General features: G+C 37.0%; 19 protein-coding genes. 15 read left to right on the top strand and 4 right to left on the bottom strand.

Going from position 1 to position 21947, the window contains the following annotated elements:
- Window positions 1-9: 9 nt before the first annotated feature.
- A complete protein-coding gene (locus tag ACIQVU_RS11885; protein WP_340803901.1) occupies window positions 10-729 on the bottom strand; it encodes a DUF421 domain-containing protein in 720 nt (239 codons plus the stop codon).
- A gap of 106 nt (window positions 730-835) precedes the next feature.
- Here ACIQVU_RS11885 and ACIQVU_RS11880 point away from each other — a divergent pair, with 106 nt between their 5' ends.
- On the top strand, window positions 836-2041 hold the full coding sequence (locus ACIQVU_RS11880; protein WP_340803902.1) for an MFS transporter: 1206 nt from the start codon (window positions 836-838) through the stop codon (window positions 2039-2041).
- 39 nt (window positions 2042-2080) lie between these two features.
- On the opposite strand, the gene ACIQVU_RS11875 is transcribed toward ACIQVU_RS11880, so the two are convergent.
- Window positions 2081-2767, bottom strand: coding sequence for a histidine kinase (locus tag ACIQVU_RS11875; RefSeq protein ID WP_340803903.1), 687 nt, complete (start codon window positions 2765-2767; stop codon window positions 2081-2083).
- A 589-nt stretch (window positions 2768-3356) separates the two neighbouring features.
- On the opposite strand from ACIQVU_RS11875, the gene ACIQVU_RS11870 reads away from it, so the two are divergent.
- Genes ACIQVU_RS11870 through ACIQVU_RS11840 form a run of 7 tightly spaced genes read left to right on the top strand, consistent with a single transcriptional unit; the run spans window position 3357 to window position 9126 of the window.
- On the top strand, window positions 3357-5771 hold the full coding sequence (locus ACIQVU_RS11870) for a Na+/H+ antiporter subunit A (protein ID WP_340803905.1): 2415 nt from the start codon (window positions 3357-3359) through the stop codon (window positions 5769-5771).
- Window positions 5761-6183 (top strand): Na(+)/H(+) antiporter subunit B, encoded by a 423-nt coding sequence (locus ACIQVU_RS11865; RefSeq protein ID WP_340803906.1) that lies wholly within the window; start codon window positions 5761-5763, stop codon window positions 6181-6183. The genes ACIQVU_RS11870 and ACIQVU_RS11865 overlap by 11 nt, the downstream gene beginning before the upstream one ends.
- Window positions 6184-6186: 3 nt before the next feature.
- The gene (locus tag ACIQVU_RS11860; RefSeq protein WP_340803907.1) at window positions 6187-6525 is read left to right on the top strand and encodes a Na(+)/H(+) antiporter subunit C; all 339 of its coding nucleotides are present in this window, start codon (window positions 6187-6189) and stop codon (window positions 6523-6525) included.
- Entirely contained in the window at window positions 6518-8023 is a 1506-nt protein-coding gene (locus tag ACIQVU_RS11855; protein ID WP_340803908.1) for a Na+/H+ antiporter subunit D, read from the top strand. The genes ACIQVU_RS11860 and ACIQVU_RS11855 overlap by 8 nt, the downstream gene beginning before the upstream one ends.
- Complete coding sequence (locus tag ACIQVU_RS11850) at window positions 8023-8505, top strand: Na+/H+ antiporter subunit E (RefSeq protein ID WP_340803909.1); 483 nt, start codon at window positions 8023-8025, stop codon at window positions 8503-8505. The genes ACIQVU_RS11855 and ACIQVU_RS11850 overlap by 1 nt, the downstream gene beginning before the upstream one ends.
- The gene (locus tag ACIQVU_RS11845) at window positions 8505-8789 is read left to right on the top strand and encodes a Na(+)/H(+) antiporter subunit F1 (RefSeq protein WP_340803911.1); all 285 of its coding nucleotides are present in this window, start codon (window positions 8505-8507) and stop codon (window positions 8787-8789) included. Before ACIQVU_RS11850 ends, ACIQVU_RS11845 begins: the two co-directional genes overlap by 1 nt.
- Window positions 8767-9126, top strand: coding sequence for a Na+/H+ antiporter subunit G (locus ACIQVU_RS11840; protein ID WP_340803912.1), 360 nt, complete (start codon window positions 8767-8769; stop codon window positions 9124-9126). Before ACIQVU_RS11845 ends, ACIQVU_RS11840 begins: the two co-directional genes overlap by 23 nt.
- Before the next feature lie 76 nt (window positions 9127-9202).
- Here ACIQVU_RS11840 and ACIQVU_RS11835 read toward each other — a convergent pair whose 3' ends face one another.
- Together ACIQVU_RS11835 and ACIQVU_RS11830 are read right to left on the bottom strand one after the other, a co-directional pair.
- Window positions 9203-9910 carry a response regulator gene (locus tag ACIQVU_RS11835; protein WP_340803913.1) on the bottom strand — a complete coding sequence of 236 codons (708 nt, stop codon included), beginning with the start codon at window positions 9908-9910 and terminating at the stop codon, window positions 9203-9205.
- A 5-nt stretch (window positions 9911-9915) separates the two neighbouring features.
- Entirely contained in the window at window positions 9916-12933 is a 3018-nt protein-coding gene (locus tag ACIQVU_RS11830; RefSeq protein WP_340803914.1) for a hybrid sensor histidine kinase/response regulator, read from the bottom strand.
- A 178-nt stretch (window positions 12934-13111) separates the two neighbouring features.
- Here ACIQVU_RS11830 and ACIQVU_RS11825 point away from each other — a divergent pair, with 178 nt between their 5' ends.
- The 7 genes from ACIQVU_RS11825 to ACIQVU_RS11795 all read left to right on the top strand — a co-directional run.
- Window positions 13112-16516, top strand: a complete 3405-nt coding sequence (locus ACIQVU_RS11825) for a leucine-rich repeat protein (protein ID WP_340803916.1) — start codon at window positions 13112-13114, stop codon at window positions 16514-16516.
- Between the two features lie 383 nt (window positions 16517-16899).
- Window positions 16900-17697, top strand: coding sequence for a transporter substrate-binding domain-containing protein (locus ACIQVU_RS11820; protein WP_340803917.1), 798 nt, complete (start codon window positions 16900-16902; stop codon window positions 17695-17697).
- 75 nt (window positions 17698-17772) lie between these two features.
- Window positions 17773-18432, top strand: a complete 660-nt coding sequence (locus tag ACIQVU_RS11815) for an amino acid ABC transporter permease (RefSeq protein WP_340803918.1) — start codon at window positions 17773-17775, stop codon at window positions 18430-18432.
- On the top strand, window positions 18425-19147 hold the full coding sequence (locus ACIQVU_RS11810) for an amino acid ABC transporter ATP-binding protein (RefSeq protein WP_340803919.1): 723 nt from the start codon (window positions 18425-18427) through the stop codon (window positions 19145-19147). Before ACIQVU_RS11815 ends, ACIQVU_RS11810 begins: the two co-directional genes overlap by 8 nt.
- Before the next feature lie 453 nt (window positions 19148-19600).
- Window positions 19601-20077, top strand: a complete 477-nt coding sequence (locus tag ACIQVU_RS11805) for a GNAT family N-acetyltransferase (protein ID WP_340803920.1) — start codon at window positions 19601-19603, stop codon at window positions 20075-20077.
- A 70-nt stretch (window positions 20078-20147) separates the two neighbouring features.
- Window positions 20148-20840, top strand: a complete 693-nt coding sequence (locus tag ACIQVU_RS11800; RefSeq protein WP_340803921.1) for a phage tail protein — start codon at window positions 20148-20150, stop codon at window positions 20838-20840.
- A 243-nt stretch (window positions 20841-21083) separates the two neighbouring features.
- On the top strand, window positions 21084-21947 hold an 864-nt coding region (locus ACIQVU_RS11795), incomplete at its 3' end, for a discoidin domain-containing protein (RefSeq protein ID WP_402895661.1).

The raw sequence follows: 21947 nt of genomic DNA, 5'->3' as shown, positions 1-21947 counted from the left end.
AACAAGCAATTATGGGCTTGCGTGTCTCGCTTTATCTTTTAAGCTGATATATAGAGAACCATTTGTTTGAACTTGTGCAAAATAGACATCCTCAACAGCATGCACATTTTGCTTTTTCAGCTTCTTCATTACCCAGTCCTCTGTTAACTCAAGCTCCACAAGGTTTTCTTTAATAAGCTGCCCATCAGAAATAACCTCAGTAGGCAGGTAGGTAGGTGGTGATACGTCTGCTTTTACGTCCTGCTTTGTCGCAACCTGTTCAGAGGTTTTTTGTAGCACACTTAGTTTCCCATTTGTTTCAAGTAGCGCATATTGTACATCCTGAACAGAGAAAATAGCTTGCTCACGAAGCATCATCGTTAGCTCATCTAAATGCAAACGATTTTTCTTTAGGGCAGATTCTAAAATAAGACCATTTTGTACGACAATTGTAGGCTTATCGTCAACAAGGACACGAGCTTTTTTAGATTTAATAGTAATGAGGGTCATTAAATACGTTAAAGCACTCCACCAGATAAGAGAAATCATGCCATCTAAAAAAGGTGTTTCCTCTTGTGAGGCAATTTCAGAAGCAATCGACCCGAATGTAATACCTGTAATGTAATGGAAGAATGTTAGCTGGCCCAATTGCTTTTTCCCTAGAATACGGGCTAAAATGAGTAACGCAAAGAAGGAAAGTGTTGTTCTTAAAATCATCTCCCAGAAATGAGCATGAATAAAGCTTTCCATATCTATATCAACTCCTTTTACGGCTTGTCATTTTATAGCTTGTGCAAAAAGGTCAATAGTATGCGACAATCGTCTATACACATCATGTGAAAAAAGAGGTGGCAGCATGAATCACCAATTAAATACAACAAATCCAGTCTATCCTATTATGATTGCAATAGGCGTTGCGCACCTTATCAATGATACAATGCAGGCTGTTATCCCAGCGATGTTCCCAATATTTAAAAGTGAATTAGGGCTAACCTTTACACAAATAGGGCTTATATCGTTTGTTTTAAATATATTTGCTTCCGCATTACAGCCTGTTGTAGGCTTTGTCAGTGATAAAAGACCAATGCCATATGCGTTGCCGATAGGAATGGTTAGTTCCTTTATTGGTATAGCAGTTATAGCGTTTACAACACAATATTGGATTATTCTTATTGCGGTATTATTTTTAGGCTTTGGTTCAGCAGTATTCCATCCAGAGGGATCAAGAGTATCATTTATGGCAGCAGGCTCTAAACGAGGGCTAGCTCAATCAATTTATCAAGTTGGGGGAAACTCAGGACAAGCACTTGCACCATTAATTAGTGCCTATATTTTTGATATTTTCGGTCAGCGTGGTGCAGCAATAGTCTTAGTGGTTACAACATTCGGTATTATTTTATTGAGCAAAATTGCAGGATGGTATAAGAAGCAATTGGAGCAAGAGCGTATTGCAAAGAAAAAACGAGTATTAGTGTCAACATTGCCGCCTTTAACAAAAAAACAAGTCGGGATTGCATTAGCATTATTATTTACAATTATTTTTGCACGATCATTTTATACCACAAATATTACAAGCTTTTATGTCTTTTATTTAATGGATCATTATGATGTAAGCCTTCGATTGGGACAAATATTAATTTTCACCTTTATGGCTTTTGGTGTAGTGGGGACATTTTTTGGTGGTTCCTTATCAGACCGTATTGGCAGAAAGAATGTTATTATTTTATCGGTAGTAGTGCCTATGCCATTTTGTTTGGCATTGCCATATGTGCCATTATGGGCGGCAGTGCTATTTTTAATCATTATCGGTACATTAATTATGATTAGCTTCTCTGTCACAGTTGTCTACGCGCAGGAGCTTGTACCTGCGAAAATTGGTACGATGGCAGGGCTAACAACAGGCTTTGCATTTGGCATGGGGGCAATTGGGGCAATGGTGATTGGTATTTTAATGGATCACAAAGGCATTGATTTCACAATGATGGTTGTTTCCTTATTACCATTATTACTGCTAATTGCCTTCTTCTTACCAAAGGATAAGCCCGCATCAACTGCTATCTAACAAAAACGCGCCCTCTTTTAAAAAGAGGAGCGCGCTTTATTATTGTCTTAATGGCGATAAAAATTCTGCTGGCAGTTTTTCTTGGTCAATCACATAACCCTCTGAAATGTGAACCTCATGCATTTTATCGTTGTAAGTAAATTTGAAAATACCGTTATCAAAATCCGTACCAATTTCCTTGAAAAATATACCTTCTATAGATACATACTTAGGACATGTAAAAGCTACTTTAAAATTATCCTGCTCTTTAATTAAGTAAGCACGCACACCTTTTTCATATGTTTCATTTGCATCATCATCAGTTGGGCGTTGAACAGCAACAATATGAAAATCTACAAAAGGTACTTCTTTTAACAAGACGTTTAAGAAGGAGCCTTTTGTGATTTCCTCCCAGCGGCTTTGAGCACTTTGCCCTACAATTATTTGGGATATGCCATAATTTTTTGCGACCTCTGCAATAACCTTTTGTATCGGGCGTTTTTCATTATCTTGTAAAATGAATTTTTCAACCTCAAGTTCTTCTGCTAATTCTTTCCATTTTTCAATGTAATTAGATTTCTCTGCGTCAAATGCATCAAGGGGTTGCGAATCGACTGAAAGAATATAAAGCGGACAATCTAGCATTGTGGCCATTTTGTGACCACGACGTATTAAACGTTCGCCATTGCGACCATAGTAAACACAAACTAATATACTTTCGTCTAAACGCCCTTTTACATGCTTCATAAAAAATCTACACCTCTTATCTGTTATTATTTGGTTCACTGTTGATTTTGAAAAAATTATCCTAAAACAGCTAAAATCGATGCTGTTACAGTGCATTATGCTCATTAATATTGTATACTTAAAAATGTATAAAAGTTAACGATAATATATTGGAAAACCCTTGAAAAATTAAGCTTAAATCAATAATTATAAGTTATTTAATTTATGCATTACATGCATTTAATTAAAAATGTTGCCATATGAATCACTATTATGCAGGCTGTTAATTAGATAGTCAAGTGTATTTATAATGCTGATATTACTGATTTTTATTTGTATAAATTATTTGATTTTTCACAAGTTATTTAGGCTTACACAGGGTTAGAGGTGATGAGTCTGTAACCTCTTTGCATTTTGTGTTTTTATCTATTACCATGCTATCTTTTAAGAAGGTAACAATCGTTACTTTCTTACCCCGTGCAGTTTGCAAAAAATCAAGTTCACCATCTAATATATTCCTTAGCTTGAACAAATTTCTCTAGTGTTAACACTAAATATTCCAATCACCACAAACTTTGTTAGATGATTTTAGATAGTAGGAGGTTTTTATTTGCTTACAATTCTTATCGCAATTCTTTTGCCATTTGTTGGTGCTGCACTTATCCCATTGCTTTATAGGCGACTAAGGCGTGTCACACATCTTGGCTGGTTTGTTTTATCAGTCCCATTACTTTTATTTATTTTACTTATACGCTACATTCCACAAGTTGCCAAGGGTAAAACATTTATCCATACATATGAGTGGATTCCCTCTTTTAATATAAATTTTACAACCTACCTTGATGGACTCAGTATGATTTTTGGCTTACTGATTACAGGCGTGGGTAGTTTAGTTATTTTATATTCTATTTTTTATTTATCAACGAAAGAATCACTTCATCATTTTTACTGCTATTTATTACTATTCATGGGTGCTATGCTTGGTGTCGTTTTTTCAGATAACCTAATGGTATTATACACATTTTGGGAATTAACAAGTGTGTCATCGTTCCTATTAATTGCATTTTGGCATCATCGAAAGGCATCGCGTGCAGGTGCTAAAAAAGCGATGATGATTACAGTCTTTGGTGGACTATCTATGCTTGCTGGCTTCCTTATGCTTTATGTAGCTTCCAATACATTTAGCATTCGCGACATTGTGGCAAATGTAGCGGTTATACGAGATCATGCTTTGTTTACACCAGCATTAATTTTAATTTTACTAGGGGCATTTACAAAATCTGCTCAATTCCCATTTCATATTTGGCTGCCTGATGCAATGGAGGCGCCAACGCCTGTTAGTGCCTATTTACACTCAGCAACAATGGTGAAGGCAGGAATTTATTTAGTAGCCCGTTTTTCTCCGGTGTTTGGCGGAGAGGCTATCTGGTTCTGGCTAGTAAGCATTATTGGTCTTGTAACATTATTCTGGGGCTCCTTTAATGCGGTACGTCAAACAGATTTAAAGGCTTTATTAGCCTATTCAACTGTAAGTCAGTTAGGCTTAATTATGAGTCTATTTGGTCTTGGTTCTGTTGGGCATTATTACGGCTATGCAGAAAGTTCTATTATTTATACACAAGCAAGCTTTGCAGCATTATTTCATCTTGTGAACCACTCTACATTTAAAGGTGCACTATTTATGATGGTCGGCATTGTCGATCACGAAGTAGGTACGCGTGATATTCGTCGCTTGGGCGGCTTAATGGCGATAATGCCTGTAACATTTACAATTGCAGTTATTGGTAGTTTCTCAATGGCAGGGTTACCGCCATTTAACGGTTTCTTAAGTAAGGAAATGTTTTTTGCGGCAGTATTAGCTATCAGGGATGTTGAAGCATTCTCCATTGCTGATATGGGGCTACTGTTCCCGTTAATAGCATGGGTAGCGAGCGTCTTTACGTTTGTTTACAGTATGATTTTAATAAGTCGTACATTTTTGGGAAAACTACAGCCTGAGAAATTGGATAAAAAGCTGCATGAAGCACCATTCGGTATGTTAATTTCACCACTTATTTTATGCTTATTTGTAGTCGGTATCTTTTTCTTCCCAAATGTGTTAGGTCACTATATTTTAGAGCCTGCTATGGCAAGTATTTATCCTACTTTCCCAACGGCAGGTGAGTTAGCACCACATATTCATGCTTGGCATGGCATTTTAAGTCCAGAATTATGGATGACAATCGCTGTTATTCTTATTGGTACAATTTTATTTAAGACACTAAAAAAGTGGAAGCCGTTGTATCGCATATTTTCTCAAAAATATACGTTTAATACGTATTACAACCGATTGCTTGAAATGAGCGAAAGTGGCTCAACAAAGCTAACACGTAAATATATGACAGGTAATTTAACACATTATTTCATCTATATATACGTATTCTTTGTTGCTCTTATCGCAGGCTACTTTATTTGGTCAGATGCTATGACATTTAACTTTGACAAGGACTCTGCTATTGAATCTTACGAATTAATACTTGTATTCGTAATGATTTTTGCATCTATATGGATGGTTTTTGTAAAGGGTCGTGTGACAGCGATGCTGCTAAATGGAGTATTAGGTTATTCTGTTGCCTTTTTCTTTGTAATTTTCCGTGCACCTGATTTAGCCTTAACACAATTAGTTGTTGAGTCAGTTACAACAGCATTATTCCTTCTGTGCTTTAAATATTTGCCAGATTTAATGCCTGAAGTTCCTCGCAGAAGCGTGAGATGGTCAAAAGCACTTATTTCTATTTTGGTTGGGGCAACGGTGACAATTGTTGGCTTAGCAGTAGTGCACTATGATCGCTTTGAGTCAGTAGCCACTTATTTTAATGATTCTTATGAGCTGGCTGGTGGTTCAAATATTGTTAATACAATACTTGGGGATTTTCGTGCATTTGATACGATGCTAGAGGTTGTTGTTCTTCTAATTGCTGGCTTAGGGGTTTATACATTAATAAAGCTTAAGCCGCGAAAGGAGGAAGCAGATCATGAAAATTAATGATGTGATATTACGGACGGTTACAAAGGCTGTAGTATTTATTATTCTAACGCTTGGTATATATTTGTTCTTTGCGGGACACCATGCTCCAGGTGGCGGCTTTATAGGTGGACTTGTACTAGCTTCCGGCATTGTCTTGCTTTATCTTGCCTATGATATTGAAACAGTGCATAAAGGAATGCCATTCGATTTTAAAAAGGTCGCTGCTTTAGGTGTTTTGCTTGCTACAGGAACTGCGGTAGGATCATTGTTTTTCGATGTACCTTTTTTAACACAGACATATACGTATATAAATGTACCTATATTTGGAAAGATGGGCTTTTCAACGGTAACTATTTTTGAAGCGGGTGTAGCTTTAACCGTTGTTGGTGTTGTTGTGACAATTATTTTAAGTATAAGTGAGGATGAGTAGCCAATGGAATCTTTAATACTGGTTTTAGTAGGTATATTAGTAGCTGTTGCGACGTACTTAATCCTCTCGAAACAGTTATTGCGTGTTATCTTGGGAACTGCTGTATTATCACATGCCGCCCATTTACTTATATTAACAATGGGAGGTCTTAAAAAAGGGAATGTACCTTTATTAGGGGAATCAGAAGGTCCTTATACGGATGCATTGCCACAAGCATTAATTTTAACAGCCATTGTTATTAGCTTTGCTGTTACAGCATTTGTTCTCGTTTTAGGTTATCGAGCGTACAAAACAAATGGTTCAGGGAATTTTGATGAATTGAGAGGTACGCCAGATGAGTAATATTATCGTTTTGCCATTAATCGTGCCAGTTATTACAGCTATTTTACTGGTGTTTTTAAAGGAGCATGTATTTTTACAACGTATTATTAGCCTATTAACGCTTAGCTTTATTGTTGTAATTAGTATTATTTTATTGCTGGAAGTACAAGCACAAGGTGTTATGCGTATTGACTTTAGTGGTTGGATACCACCGTTTGGTATTTCCTTTGTGGCAGATTCATTTGCAGTCTTACTGGTGTTAGTTGCCAATCTCGTTGCAGTCATTTGTTTGCTTTATGCTATTTTTACAATGGAGCTAGCCTATGAAAAAATGTATTTTTACCCACTTACATTACTAATGGTTGCCGGTGTTAATGGCTCATTTTTGACAGGGGATATTTTTAATTTATTTGTCTGCTTTGAAGTGATGCTGCTTGCCTCCTATGGGCTGATTAGCTTAGGTGGCGAGAAAATTCAACTGCGTGAGGCATTGAAATATGTCTTAATTAATATTGTAGCATCGTGGATTTTCCTAGTGGCGCTAGCATTCCTATATGGAACTGTTGGTACATTGAATATGGCTCATATTTCGCTTCGGGTGATGGAGGCAGGAGTAAATCCATTGATTACAACGGTGGCACTGATTTTTTTAATTGTCTTTAGTTTAAAAGCTGGACTCTTACTATTCTTTTGGCTACCGGGTTCCTATAGTGTACCTCCAACAGCCGTCGCAGCACTATTCGCAGCACTATTAACAAAGGTAGGGATTTATGCACTTGTACGATCCTTTACATTGCTTTTCCCGAATAATACTGAAGTCACACATACAGCACTTGGTATTATGGCAGGGGTTACAATTGTAGCAGGCTGTATTGGCGCTCTTTCAGGGCGAGATGTCAGGACCATTGCTTCCTATAATGTGCTGATTGGCGTTGGATTTATTGTTGCTGGTTTAGCGATTGGTACAGAATCAGCCTTACAGGGTGTTATCTATTATTTAATGCATGATATGGTTGCAAAGGCTATGTTGTTTTTAGCAGTTGGCATGATGATTTATGTAACTGGAGAAACTGTTATTGATAAAATGAGTGGGCTCATTCGAAATTATCCTTTCTTTGGCTGGTTATTCTTTATTGTGATGTGCTCATTAGCTGGTATACCACCATTAAGTGGCTTTTTAGGGAAAGTTTTAATTGGGCAAGGCGCAATAGAGGGCAGCAATTTTGTTCTATTAGGTCTAGGGTTTTTATCTAGTTTAATTGTTTTGTATTCGCTGTTACGAATTTTCCTATCCTCCTTTTTTGGAGAAACGATTATTAGCTTAGAGGATGAAAAGCCATTGCCAAAGCTTGTGATGCTACCGTTAACACTATTGGCGGTGTGTACAATTGGCTTAGGAATTGGCGCAGAAAGCTTAGCACCTTTTGTAACAGATGCGGCAGAAGCACTTTACACGCCCTCTATTTATATAGATGCGGTATTGGATGGAGAATTATGGCAAGGTGAGGTGAATAAATAATGGCGATGCAGTTTATATTAAATTTATTTATCGCAACACTTTGGTTGCTCTTGCAGGATGAGGTAACACCGCAGTTTTCAACATTTTTAATGGGCTTTATTGTAGGTATGGCTATCTTATATGCGATGCATCGCTTTTATGGCACTCAATTTTACTTGCGACGAGTATTTTCCATTATCAAATTACTATGGCTTTTTAATTGGGAGCTGTTTTTATCAAGCTATAGTGTACTCAAACAAATTATGACACCCAAGCTCAATATTACACCAGGTATTTTTACGTATAAAACGGTGTTAAAGGGTGATTGGGAAATTACGGCACTTGCAGTATTACTCACTTTAACACCCGGCTCTGTTGTGATGGAAGTATCTGAAGAGGGCGATGTGTTTTATATTCATGCAATGGATATTGAGGAATCTAAAGACGCTGTCATTCGCTCAATTGGAAAGTTTGAACAAGCAATCATGGAGGTGACACGCTAATGCTTAACAATATCTTGCTACTGGCTCTTGCTTTCTTTAGTATTTCCATTGCGCTGTCGTTGTATCGTGTTATTCGTGGGCCATCTATGCCTGATAGAGCAATAGCACTTGATACAATTGGTGTTAATCTGCTATCAGCTATTGCAATTGTATCGATTATTTTAAAAACAAAAGCTTATTTAGAGGCCATTCTGATTTTAGGAATATTAGCGTTTATTGGGACGATTGCTTTTAGCAAATATATTGAAAGAGGTGTGATTGTTGAACGTAAATCAAATGATTGAATGGGCAGCAGTCGTACTTATTTTAATTGGCTCAATCGTCAGTGTGATTAGTGCATTTGGTATGATCCGCCTGCCAGATGTTTATACACGCTCACATGCTGCTACAAAAAGCTCCACATTATCAGTATTAACATGTCTATTAGGTACATTTATTTACTTTTGGGTGCACGATGGCTATGTTAGTGTACGATTAATTTTAGGGATTCTTTTCGTCTTTGCCACAGCACCTGTTGCAGGACATTTAGTATGTCGTGCTGCTTATCGTTCTCGCGTTCCTTTAGCAAAGGGCTCAGGGGAGGACGAGCTAAAGCCAAAGCTATTTTCAGAAGAAAAATAAAAGGAAAGGGGCTGTGCAAAAGCTTTGTTGCACAGCCCTCTTCTATAAAATAAAAATATGTTAAACATGGTTGCTTCTATGATTGATATTGAAAAATTAATTGATAGCCAGTGCCTCTTGCCATCACAATCTTAGCTGGTTGTCCTGGAATCGCATCTAGCTTTTTTCTTAGATTACTAATATGCACTCGTAATGCCTGTGTTTGCCCAATACTATCCTCATCCCAAATACGTCGATATAGCTCAGCGGCTGGAAAGGCTTGTTGGCTATGCTGTGCTAAAAAGAATAAAATTTGAAATTCCTTTGTTGATAAAGTTAATACAGTATCGCCAATTGAAACCTTTCCTAAGTGTATATGAAAATGCAATGTATGAATAACTTTAGAAGATTCCTCCTCGACTGGCATTATAGATTTAATAGGGTAGCGTCGTTCAGATAATCGTTCAATTGTTTTTAATAATCGATCATGGTCAATTGGCTTTAAAATATAATCCGTAGCTTGTACATTAAATGCTTCTAAAGCATATTGCTCATATGCTGTAACAAAAATAATATCGATTTGATGTGAAGCATTCTCTATTTTAGATGCAAGTTGAAGGCCAGTCATTTCAGCCATTTCAATATCTAAAAACAAAATATCAGGCTTTAATATATCAATATTTGTTAAGGCGTCCTTTGGGTTCCGAAAGGTTCCGATTACCTCAATGGAGTCGCTTGCTTTTAGCATAGATTCTAATAAATGGATGGACAAAATTTCATCGTCTACAATAATTGCCTTTAGCAAAATGCTCAAATCCTTTCTATCGAAATAATTGGAAAACGAATTTCAACGGTTGTTCCTTTATTTTCAATGCTTTCAAAATGGATAGTAGCATTTTCAAATTTTTTCAATCGTTTAGAAATATTGCGAATACCAATACCTTGACTAGGGGTTGTTTCACCATGCTGAATTTGTTGTAAAAGCTCAGAAGATATGCCAATACCATTGTCTATAAGCTGAAAAATTACCATATGCTGCTCCTGCATTATCAATAATTGTAGCTTGCCACCCTCTTTTTTGAGCTTTAACCCGTGAAGCAGGGCATTTTCCACTAATGGTTGAAGCAGAAGCGGTGGAATAAGACATTGAATAGGCTTATCCATACAAATTTCCCATTCTAATTGCTCAGGATATCGGATACGATGAATATCTACATACGCATTAATAAGACTAAGCTCTTTTTCTAAAGGCACAAGGCTATTGGCATTTTCAAAGGCAAAGCTATTGCGTAAAAAAGTAGCAAAGTTTGTAATCATCGCCCGTGCCTGCTCCAAATCTAAATAGCTAAGTGATAAAATTGAATTTAATACATTGTAAACAAAATGCGGTTTAATTTGGGCTTGTAAAAAAGCAGTTTCCATAGCAATTGCTGCCCCAGCTGAATCCTTTAATAAAATAAGATTGCGTACACGTGTCTTTAGCTCCACGCTATCAAGAGGCTTATGTAAAAAATCATTCGCTCCTGATTGAAAGGCTGCAATCATATCTTCTGGACGAATCGCTGCTGTCAGCATTAAAATAGGTAGCTCTGTAGCTGTGTAGCTTTGTCTAATTTGCTGGCAAACCTCATATCCAGAAATCGTAGGCATCATAATATCTAAAATTAATAAATCAATATCAGGATGCTGTGTCAGCTGTTCAAAAACATGTTGCCCATTATCAATAGCAATAACGGAGTAGTTTTCTTGTGTCAAAATATCAATTAATACTTTTAAATTAACAGCATCATCATCTACAATAAGAATTTTTTTCTTCCCTATTTTTTCAACAATATGTGGGAATGTTAGGAAAGGTTGCTGATAGGTTTGGGTAGGCATTGCTGGCAATTCCTCCATTGTTGGCTGTGCTTTTAGGAGTTTGATTGAGAATATTGTACCTTGTCCAACAATAGAATTTACACTAATTTTCCCACTTTGCCGTTCTATGAGCTCTTTTGCAATGTGTAAACCTAGTCCAGTACCACCAACTGAATGGTTTAATTGCTGGAATGGGTTAAAAATGGTTTTTAAATTTTCAGGTGCAATGCCACAGCCAGTGTCTTGTATATCAATGACTAAAAATCCTTGTTCCTCATAGCAAGTGATATCAATTTTCCCTTCGTTTGTATACTTTACTGCATTATGAATTAAGTTATATAAAATTTGCCGAAGTCGATTTTCATCAGCTTGGACAAAGCATCCGCGCTTAATATGGTTATATATTTTTACATCTTTGCTAATCGTATAGGACAACACTTCTACAGTCATATGTGTAACCGCAAATAAATCCACAGATGTTATCCGTAATGTTAATTCATTTTCCTTTAACTTTGAAAAATCAAGTATATCGTTGACCAAATAGGAGAGGCGTTCAGCGATATTAAAAATAAGTGTTACTTTTTCCTTCTGTTCCACAGCTAGGACAGGCTTACTATTGTCATTTAACATAGACTGAGAAATCCCAATAATGCCATGCAAGGGTGTTTGAAATTCATGAGATGTTTTAGCAAGAAACTCATCTTTTAATTGGTCGACATGTATAAGTGCCTCTGTAAGCTTGCCCTTCTCTAAATAGGAATCTGCAAAACGGTGAGAAATATATAAAGAAAGCATTGTTAAGCAAATAAACGGTAGCAATGGTGGCAGAGCATTCAGTTCAAGGTTAATATTGGTGTTTAAAGTAGCAACGATAAAATAAAGTAAAATAGCTAATGAGCTTAAGGTTAAATACATTACACCAGTGGCTTTCTTATAAATAGCGTTAATTTGTACATAGAAAATATAAACAATATTTGCAAAAACATATAATGAGTTGATATTTTGCAATTGTGAATTAATTGCTGTTGGTAGCATACCTGCAAAGATAAATAGGATACCGATAATGCATAATACTTTTACAACTCGACGATTCATATATGTTAGTAATGCGCGATAGAAATATAACAATATAAAGAGACCTACAGATACACTTGACACCATTTGTATGCTTTGAAATGGTGCATAGCTCATATTAACAAAGGCTAGTAACAGCTTTTCACCATGCGTAAGCGTGTAGAGCGCACTAGCAAAACAGAATAAAGCAAAATAGAGCTGCTCAATGCCTAACCTTGAATACAGATAAGAGCCGAAAAAATAAATAAACATTGTTAAAAATCCTGCTAGTGTAATTAAGTCATAGAATAGTGCACCTTCTCGAAGCTTTGCAATACTATGTTGATCCCCTAAAAAGATGGAACTTATAATACCTCCACCTGGTGCATAATCAAAATTGGCTACATGGACAATCAATTCCAGCTCTTTTTTATCAGGCGAAAAATAAGCAGTATACGGTGTATTATGTGGGGTATAGCTATGATCCTCGGCTGGCTCTCCACTATGTCCAATCCGTTGTCCATTAATATACAAGGCGTTTGACATACGTATTGTGCTCGTTTTAATGCCTAAAATCTCCTCAGTATCATCAATTAAAACTTTAAGGCGATAAGTCCCACTTGCAAAGGAGGGTAATGGTTGTCCATCAACTGTATATTTTGTCCAAGGAGAAGGAACGTCAACAATATAGCTTTGATAGGTGTCGAAGGCTTCACCACCCACTAAATGATTTGGAATAAATGCCCAATCCCCGTCTAATTTAACAGGGGCATTATCATGAAATGTATGATGGCGTAAATCCATCACACCTTTAACTGCTTGGGGTTCATGCGAGCTAGGTTGAGTTAAGTAAAAGGTAACGCTCGCTAACAGCAGTGACCCAATAATAATCGCGAATAATAGTGATAATTTTTTCATTTTTAAAAACCCCCTTAACCTGCAACTCCCTCACTCAACATGGTTTTAGTTGGATTATACAAGATAGCCTATCTTATTAAAATAGAAGCAGGCTGAACGTTAAGAAATCTTAACGCTAAAAATGCTCATAATTCTTTTATACTTGATAAAACAATACACAGAAAAAGGAGAATAGTAGATGATAAAAAAATGGAGTAGTATCTTCATTATTGCGGTATTTATTTGGTCACAGCTAGGGCTGCTATCCCCAAAGGCTGATAGCGGTTTTCTAACGGAAACAAATCCAGATGGTTTAACTATTACTGGGTATGCGGGATTAATCCCAGACGGGGACTTAGTTATTCCACGCACTTTATGGGATGGGGGTGTTGAAAAAAGCGTAACAGCAATAAAAGAGTCCGCTTTTTCAAATAAGCAATTAACATCCTTAACATTTGAGCCAGCGTCCGAGTTAGTAGAGATAGGGGAAGGAGCTTTTGCTGGCAATGCATTAGGGAGTGTCCAAATCCCTTCTTCCGTTCAAAAGATAGGGAATGTTGCCTTTTCAGTTAGTCAACTAACCTCTTTAACATTTGAACCAGGGTCTGAGTTAGTAGAAATAGGAATTGGAGCTTTTACTGGCAATACATTAGGGAATGTTCAAATCCCCTCTTCCGTTCAAAAGATAGGCGACAATGCCTTTATGTTCAATCAACTAACGTCCTTAACGTTTGAGTCACCTTCTAATTTGGAGGAAATAGGGGCAACTGCTTTTCAACTAAATGAACTAACAACCGTTACCATTCCTTCTTCTGTTCAAAAAATAGGTAATGGTGCCTTTCAACAAAATAAACTAACATCAGTAAATTTTGAACCAGCATCTAACTTAATTGAGATAGGGCATAACGCTTTTTCGTCTATGATGCTGACTGGAGAATGGAACAATATAGTATCTATTACTATTCCCGCAAGTGTAACAAAAATAGGCGAGTCAGCATTTTTTGGGAATAAACTAACAACAATTATATTTGAAGAGGGAAGTCATCTTGAGAAAATAGAAACGAGTGCATTTGTAGGAAATGAGCTAGAGAGTATTACGTTCCCATCCAGTATAAAAATGATTGGTCATTCAGCATTTGTACTTAATAAATTAAAAACAATTGAATTTAAACAACCACTAAATCCGCCAGTAACAGTCGATGTTAGTGCATTTAATTTCCAAGATAATAACATGAGTATTCAGTGGTTTATAAATGGCAATATCCAAACTCCTTGGGATCAGCAAACTGTAACAACTGCACTAAAAATTTATTCTACACCGCAAACAACACATGAAGTAACCTTTGAAACAAATGGCGGAAGTCCGGTGAACACGGAGGTTGTAATAGCTGGAGAGCTTGTCATGAAGCCAGCAGACCCAATACAAGATGGCTATATATTTGATGGCTGGTATCGTGAGGACTTACAAACGTTATGGAACTTTGCAACAGATACAGTGACAGAGCCAATAACGCTACATGCAAAATGGGCAGCAGCAAGCCCATTTACCACTTCTAACAATAGTGATGGCACTGTAACGATTACAGGCTATAATGGCACTGTACCAACAGATTTAGTGATTCCTGCTGAAATTAATAATAAGCCCGTGACGATTATTGGGATGACTGCTTTTATGCAAAAGGGTTTAACAAGCGTCGTTATCCCAGAAGGTGTTAAAAAGATTCAAACATCTGCTTTTTCAGGGAATCAGTTAACAAATGTAGTGATTCCGTCCACAGTGGAGGAGATTGAAAGCACAGCATTTAAAGGCAATAAATTAGAGCAAGTCGAGTTTAAGGGGAACGTGAGTAGTGTAGATGGTTCAGCCTTTTCTAGCCAAGCATTCGCTACATTTACAGGTTGGTACACAGACCGCACTATGCAACCATCTGCACTATGGAATGGAACTGTACCACAGGCAATGACAATTTATTCGACAGGTATTCCTGGATATACGGTGACATTTAATACAAATGGCGGAAGCATAGTTGCGCCGAAATTTGTAACATCAGGTGAAGGCATTGCAACACCAACAGCACCGACAAGAGCAGGCTATACATTTGCAGGCTGGTACAAGGATAGTCTATTACAAACAGCTTGGAATTTTGCAACAGATAAGGTGACAGCCAATACAACGCTTTATGCGAAATGGAATGCTGTATCAACACCAAATCCACCACCATCTAATTCAGGTTCAACTTCATCTACACCTGCTCCATCTAATCAAATCACGGTGGATGTAGTGGATGCAAGTAACCCAAATGCGGTATTAGTGAAAACGGTTATTACACGTGAAAGTACTGGTGGTGTTGTAAAGGATACAGTGAACTTTACGTCTGCGAATGCAAGAGAGTCGATAGAAAAACTAGTGAATCAAGAAAATAAAAAATCACGTATTGTTATTCCAGATATGGAGCAACAAGTAAGTGAAACAACCGTGGGAATTGCAAGAGAAGCAGCACAGCTATTAACAGAGGGGCAAACAGGCTTAGGGATCGATATGGAAACAGTAAAAATGGATATCCCAGCTACCTCTCTAGCAAATTTAGCAAGCGATATTTATTTCCGTGTAGTGCCAGTCAAAGCACAGACAACACAGCAACAGCTAGAGGAGCGAGCTAAAGCAGAGGCGAGTGTCCAGCAGTTAACGAACAATGCAACCATCACATTACTTGGGCAGCCAATGACTATCGAAACCAATATGCAAAATCGTCCTGTCACGTTAACATTGCCTCTACCAAAAGATGTGACGCAGGAGCAATTAGATAATTTAGCGGTGTATATTGAGCATAGTGATGGCACAAAAGAGGTGGTACGTGGGCAAGTAGTGGATTTCAAAGAAGGGACAAAGGGAATCCAATTTGATGTCACAAAATTCTCGACGTTCTCGATTTTATACGCACCTGTGAAAAAGGAGCAGCCAACAGAGGAAGTGGAAATTGAAGATGAAATCGTGGTAGAGGAACCTATTTTTATACCATATATTAAAGGCTACCCAGACGGTACATTCCGCCCGAATACAGCCGTTACACGTGCGCAAATGGCAAGTATGTTAGCTCGTTACCTAACAGATAACGCTATTCCAGAAGCAACAGCGAGTTTTACAGATACAACAAAGCATGAGGCGAAGGATGCTATCGAATATGTACACATGCAAGGCATGATGAAGGGGTATAACAATCATTTATTTGGACCTAATGATGCCATTACACGTGCACAAATGGCGGTTATTGCTGTACGCTGGATTGACCAGCAGTGTGAGGCTGACTCTACAGATAGCCCTTACTGTAATAACAATAGACATCAAATAACGTATACAGATGTAGCCTCCCAAAATTGGGCTGCCGAGGAAATTGAGCGCATTAGTCAAATGGACATTATGACTGGCATAGGGGAAAATCAATTTGCCCCGAATGATATACTAACGCGGGCGCAAGCTGTAAAGGTGCTGAATCGTTTATTGAACCATCCAGTAACAGAGAAAGTCGAAGCCCCGCTATTTACAGATGTTACAGTTAAACATTGGGCATTCTATGAAATACAAGCAGCTGCAATAAAAAAATAACTATGTTAAATGGCATATAAGAGATATGATGGTATATCTTTTATATGCCATTTTATCATCAATAAATTTTATGCAAAAGCAATTTCTGTATATATTTTATTAATATAATTATTGTTATTTTCATATAATGAGAAAGAGTTTAAAATATCGTATAGGAAATATTTTCTTTAACATAATTGCCTGAATAAATTGATTTATTTGAAAATTACATATATAATATCCTTTTAAAACATTTGAAGTTTTACTTGATTATTGTTGCAAAAGAGTATATCTTAAATAGCAGAAAGATTTTTTATTCTTAAAAATGAATAAATATCCATTAAATGCTTTTGAGAAATATACTCGTATACACAATAAATTATTAATAAAAGGAGATACTTAGTATGAAGAACAAATTATTTATGTTGATGCTTATACTAGTTATTGGTGTGCTTGCTGCATGTGGCGCAAAGGATACTAACGAAAGCAAGTCAGGGGCAGATGTAGAGGATACAGGGGAAAAACAAGTATTAAAAGTAGGGACTTCTGCAGACTATGCACCATTTGAATATGTGGATGCAGCAAAGGGCGAAGAAATTATTGGCTTTGATATTGATTTAATTAATTTAATTGGTGAAAAAATAGGTGCTGAGATGCAGATGCAAGATATGGATTTTAACAGCTTAGTGCCAGCTTTACAGGCGGGCAAAGTTGATGTTGTAATTTCAGGTATGACACCAAATCCTGAGCGTGAAGAAGTAGTAGATTTCTCAGATAAATACAATGAAACAGAGCAAGTAATCATTGTGAAAAAGGATAGTGGCATTGAAAAAGAGGCAGATTTAGCTGGTAAAAAAATAGGTGTACAAACAGCATCTATCCAAGAAAATTTAGGGAATGAAATCGCAGCGAAAGTAGGCGCAACAGTAGAAGGACGTACACGTATTCCTGAAATTGTGCAGGATATGATGTCAAAACGTTTAGATGCAGGTATTGTTGAAGGTGGCGTTGCAAAAGGCTACTTAAAAACAAATGATGAATTAGTCGCTTTCCCTGTAGAAGAGCAGCCAGAGGACTTTAAAGCAATTGCTGTGCCGAAGGGTAGCGATTTAAAGGATAAAATTAACCAAGCATTAAAAGAGCTAGCTGAAGAGGGTAAAATTCAAGAGCTAGAGGAAAAATGGTTAGAGAAAGTTGAATAATACCAATATGCGATAGCTCTTTTGGGGCTATCGCTTGTGCTTTTCATTTCTATAACAAAGAAAGGAGGGGGCGCTGTGAATTTAGATTTTACAGCTATTGTTCCCTCTATTCCTTATATTTTAAAAGGGATAGGTGTTACACTTCAAATTGCAATCGGTGCATCAATCATCGGTTTTATTATAGGTATCTTACTCGCATTATGTAAAATTGGTAATGTCAATGTTTTACGCATGTTCGCTGATTTCTACACATCCATTTTCCGTGGTACACCACTTGTACTGCAATTATTAATTATTTACTATGCAGTGCCACAGCTATTAGATATTCAAATTGACCCTATTCCAACAGCTATTATTGCTTTTGGGTTAAACTCAGGTGCGTATATTTCAGAAATTATTCGTGCAGGGATTAATGCGGTCGATAAAGGACAAATGGAGGCGGCACAGGCTCTTGGTATTCCATATGCCAAAATGATGAAGGATATTATTATTCCACAGGCAGTGAAAAATATTTTGCCATCTTTAGTCAATGAATTTATTACATTAAATAAAGAAACAGCTGTTGTAACAGTAATTAGTGCGCTCGATATTATGCGTCGTGCTTATATCGTTGGTGGTTCAACATATCGTTATCTTGAGCCATTACTTTTCGCAGGGGTTATTTATTATTTAATGACGCTTGTTTTAACGTTCCTTGGTAAACGAATCGAGAAAGGAATGAGAAAAAGTGATTAAAATTGAGGATTTACACAAATCATACGGACAAAATGAAGTTTTAAAGGGTATTTCCACGGAAATTCAAGAAAAAGAAGTAATTGCAATTATTGGGCCATCAGGGTCAGGTAAATCAACATTTTTACGCTGCTTAAATTTATTAGAAACACCTACAAACGGCAAGGTGACCATTGCGGGAGACATTTTAACAGATAAAGGCACAAATATTATGAAAATCCGTGAAGAGGTTGGCATGGTATTTCAGCATTTTCATCTTTTCCCACATAAAACGGTGCTTGAAAATTTAACGTATGCACCGATTAATGTGAAGGGGATGGACAAAGCCTCTGCTAATAAAAAAGCAGAGGAGTTACTCATGAAGGTTGGTCTATTTGAGAAGCGTGGAGAGTATCCAAATCGTTTATCGGGTGGTCAAAAGCAGCGTGTTGCCATTGCGCGAGCACTTGCGATGGACCCAAAGGTTATGTTATTTGACGAGCCCACATCAGCACTTGACCCTGAAATGGTTAAAGAGGTATTAGCCGTTATGAAAAACCTTGCAGAAAGCGGTATGACAATGCTGATTGTGACACATGAGATGGGCTTTGCTCGTGAGGTTGCTGATCGCATTTTATTCCTTGATGGCGGCAAGCTTATTGAGGACGCCCCACCAGAGCAATTTTTCACAGCACCATCAACACAGCGTGCGAAGGATTTTTTAGAGAAGGTTTTATAAATAAAGATAATATAGTAAAACACTCTTGGCTGAAGAATTTATTTTAGTTAAAGAGTGTTTTTCATGTTGCGAGTATAAATAAATCTTAGTGCATTCATAGCTGCAAAATAAAAGGTTAAGAAAACTTAACGTAAAAAATGGAAAAAATTCATGGTGCAATAGATAGACCTATAATATAATTAAAAAAAGTTAAAAGTCACCAAAAAAATAAAACCTTTGATTTTATGAATTAGGTATTATGAATTAATCTTATATAAGTTTGTTTTAATTTATCTGAATATTCCGATTTATTAAGGAGGCTAGATAACTGCAATCTACGAAAGTTAAAAAGATTAGAGTAATAAGACAAACTATTCGATTCTTTTCTTAGTTATTACTAATCAATACATTGGAAAAATAGCTGTATTTTTATTTGTAAATCATGTTTTGAATGGAGGTGGGGAGCTTAGCTAAATGAAAGATATGGTGAAATTGCGAGTGGCATTACCTGAAGAGGAAGATACTCTTTACTCATTATATGTATCTACAAGAAAAAGTGAATTTGCCATGTTGGAATGGAATGAGCAACAAATAGAAGAACTATTACGCATGCAATATGATGCTCAAAAAGTTTCTTATCAGCAACAATTTCCCCATGCCAAATATGAAATCATTATGTATGAGGGTGCAGGCATTGGGAGATTGATAACCGAGGTACAGCAAGAAGCAATACGTCTGATAGATATTTTCGTACTTCCTGAATATAGAGGAAGGGGAATCTGTACAACGCGATTGAGAGAATTGCAATGTACAGCTGCTGAATTAAGATTACCTTTAGAATTAAAAGTGTTGATAGGAAACCCTGCACAGAGGTTGTACGAGCGATGTGGGTTTGTTGTTACAGATGAAGTGTTGCCATATTTATTAATGAGATGGGAAGTTGATAAATAAGGGCTTTTTAATTTCTCAAAATCAATTGATAGGAAAAATAATTTATAAGAATGAAAGGAGAATGGTATTAATGGATGCTTTTATAGGAACTATTTTACCTTGGCCTCTAGACTGGGCTCCCCGAGGATGGTTTTTATGTCAAGGGCAGGAATTACAAGTAATGCAGCATCAGGCGCTTTTTGCATTAATTGGCTATAGGTACGGAGGGAATAATTCAACTACGTTTAAATTACCAGATTTACGAGGTAGGGTGCCAGTAGGAACGGGGCAAGGTGAAGGATTAACGAATAGGCAGATTGCACAAAAGGGGGGCAGCGAAGAGGTGGTCTTGCAAGCTGGTCAGATACCACCACATAGTCATACGGTTACATTAAATAATACATTTAGTGCAGGAATTAGTGGTGGAAGTATTAGTAACGGAACGTGTGAAGTTACTGTGAATTTACCAAATAATGCAACCACGGTAGCAGGGAATGCGACATCTGTGCCAGGTTCAAATACATGTTTAGGTGTAGCAAGAACGACTGCTAATCAACCTATAAACATATACAGCACAAACTCACCTGATACGACACTACAGACCAATTCGGTGCAGGCAACAGGAACGGTAGCAGGAACAGTAACAGGAACAGTAAATGGGACAGTAACAGGAACAGTAAATACTGGCGTAACAGGCTCTGGTACTCCTGTTGCGAATATGCAACCTTATCTAGTTTTAAATTATATTATATGTTATCAGGGTATTTTTCCAGACAGACCATAATTAGTAAACAAATTAAAAGTTTTATAATGCTAATTATTTAATAATTTTATATTTTCATAGAAATGTGTAGTGTATCTAATGATTTGAGGTAGATATTTAGAACATTTTGGATATCCGTAGAGGAGTCTTTAACAGTAAAGTTCCTATATAGTGAGAATACGAATTTTCCAAGTGTTTATATCTTGATTTGTATAAACAATCCTTACAATCAAGGAGCTAAATTTATTTTGAGGAGAGGATTGGATGAAAAATAAAAAGTGGTTGAAAATTATTTCCGTATTTGTAGTTGGGTTATTGCTTTTTAATTTAATTTCTTTTGGTGGATTTGCAGATATAGAAGTAAGTGCAAGTTCGGATACGAATGTTGCGAAAAGCAAGCAATATTCGGCTTCAAGTGTAGAGGGAGGTTGGGCAACAGCCGATATGGCTTTTGATGAAGATGAACTTACTTATTGGGGGTCTAATCTAAGTGAGGGAGAAATTACTGAGAGTAATCCCGCTTGGCTGATGGTGAATCTTGGTACACCACATACGATAAACCGTTGGGTTGTGGTGGGTGCAGCATTCAAGGACACAGCAATGGAATCGTATACCGTAAAAAATATTAAGTTAGAAGGTAGTAATGATGGTGTGAATTTTACCCAAATCGATTTTTCTGATAATAATATAGAAATTGATTCTAGTGGATATACAACAACAATTGATAAAACATTTTCTTCTTCAGTAACATATCAATATTTTCGAGTGAAAGTTACAGAAACTTTTTCGAGTATGCCAGGAGAAATCTTAACGGCTATGATTTATGAATTTGAATTATGGGGGTATCCAGTTGCTGGAACAGTAGATGCGGAGACGCCAGCAATCGGAACGCAGCCAGTAGGAGCGACTGTGAACCAAGGAGCTACTAGTCCAACATTAAGTGTAGGGGCAAGTGTAGGTGATGGGGGCACATTAAGCTACCAATGGTACAGCAATACGACGAATAGTCCGAGTGGAGGAACCTTGATAAGCGGAGCCACAAATGCGACCTATGCAGCCCCGACCTCTACAGTAGGCACGATGTATTACTATGTAGTAGTAACGAACACAAATAATGGAGTAAGTGGT

The sequence above is a fragment of the Lysinibacillus sp. NPDC098008 genome (genome assembly GCF_044760715.1).
GTDB lineage: Bacteria > Bacillota > Bacilli > Bacillales_A > Planococcaceae > Lysinibacillus.
This window is presented reverse-complemented; position numbering and strand designations above follow the sequence as displayed.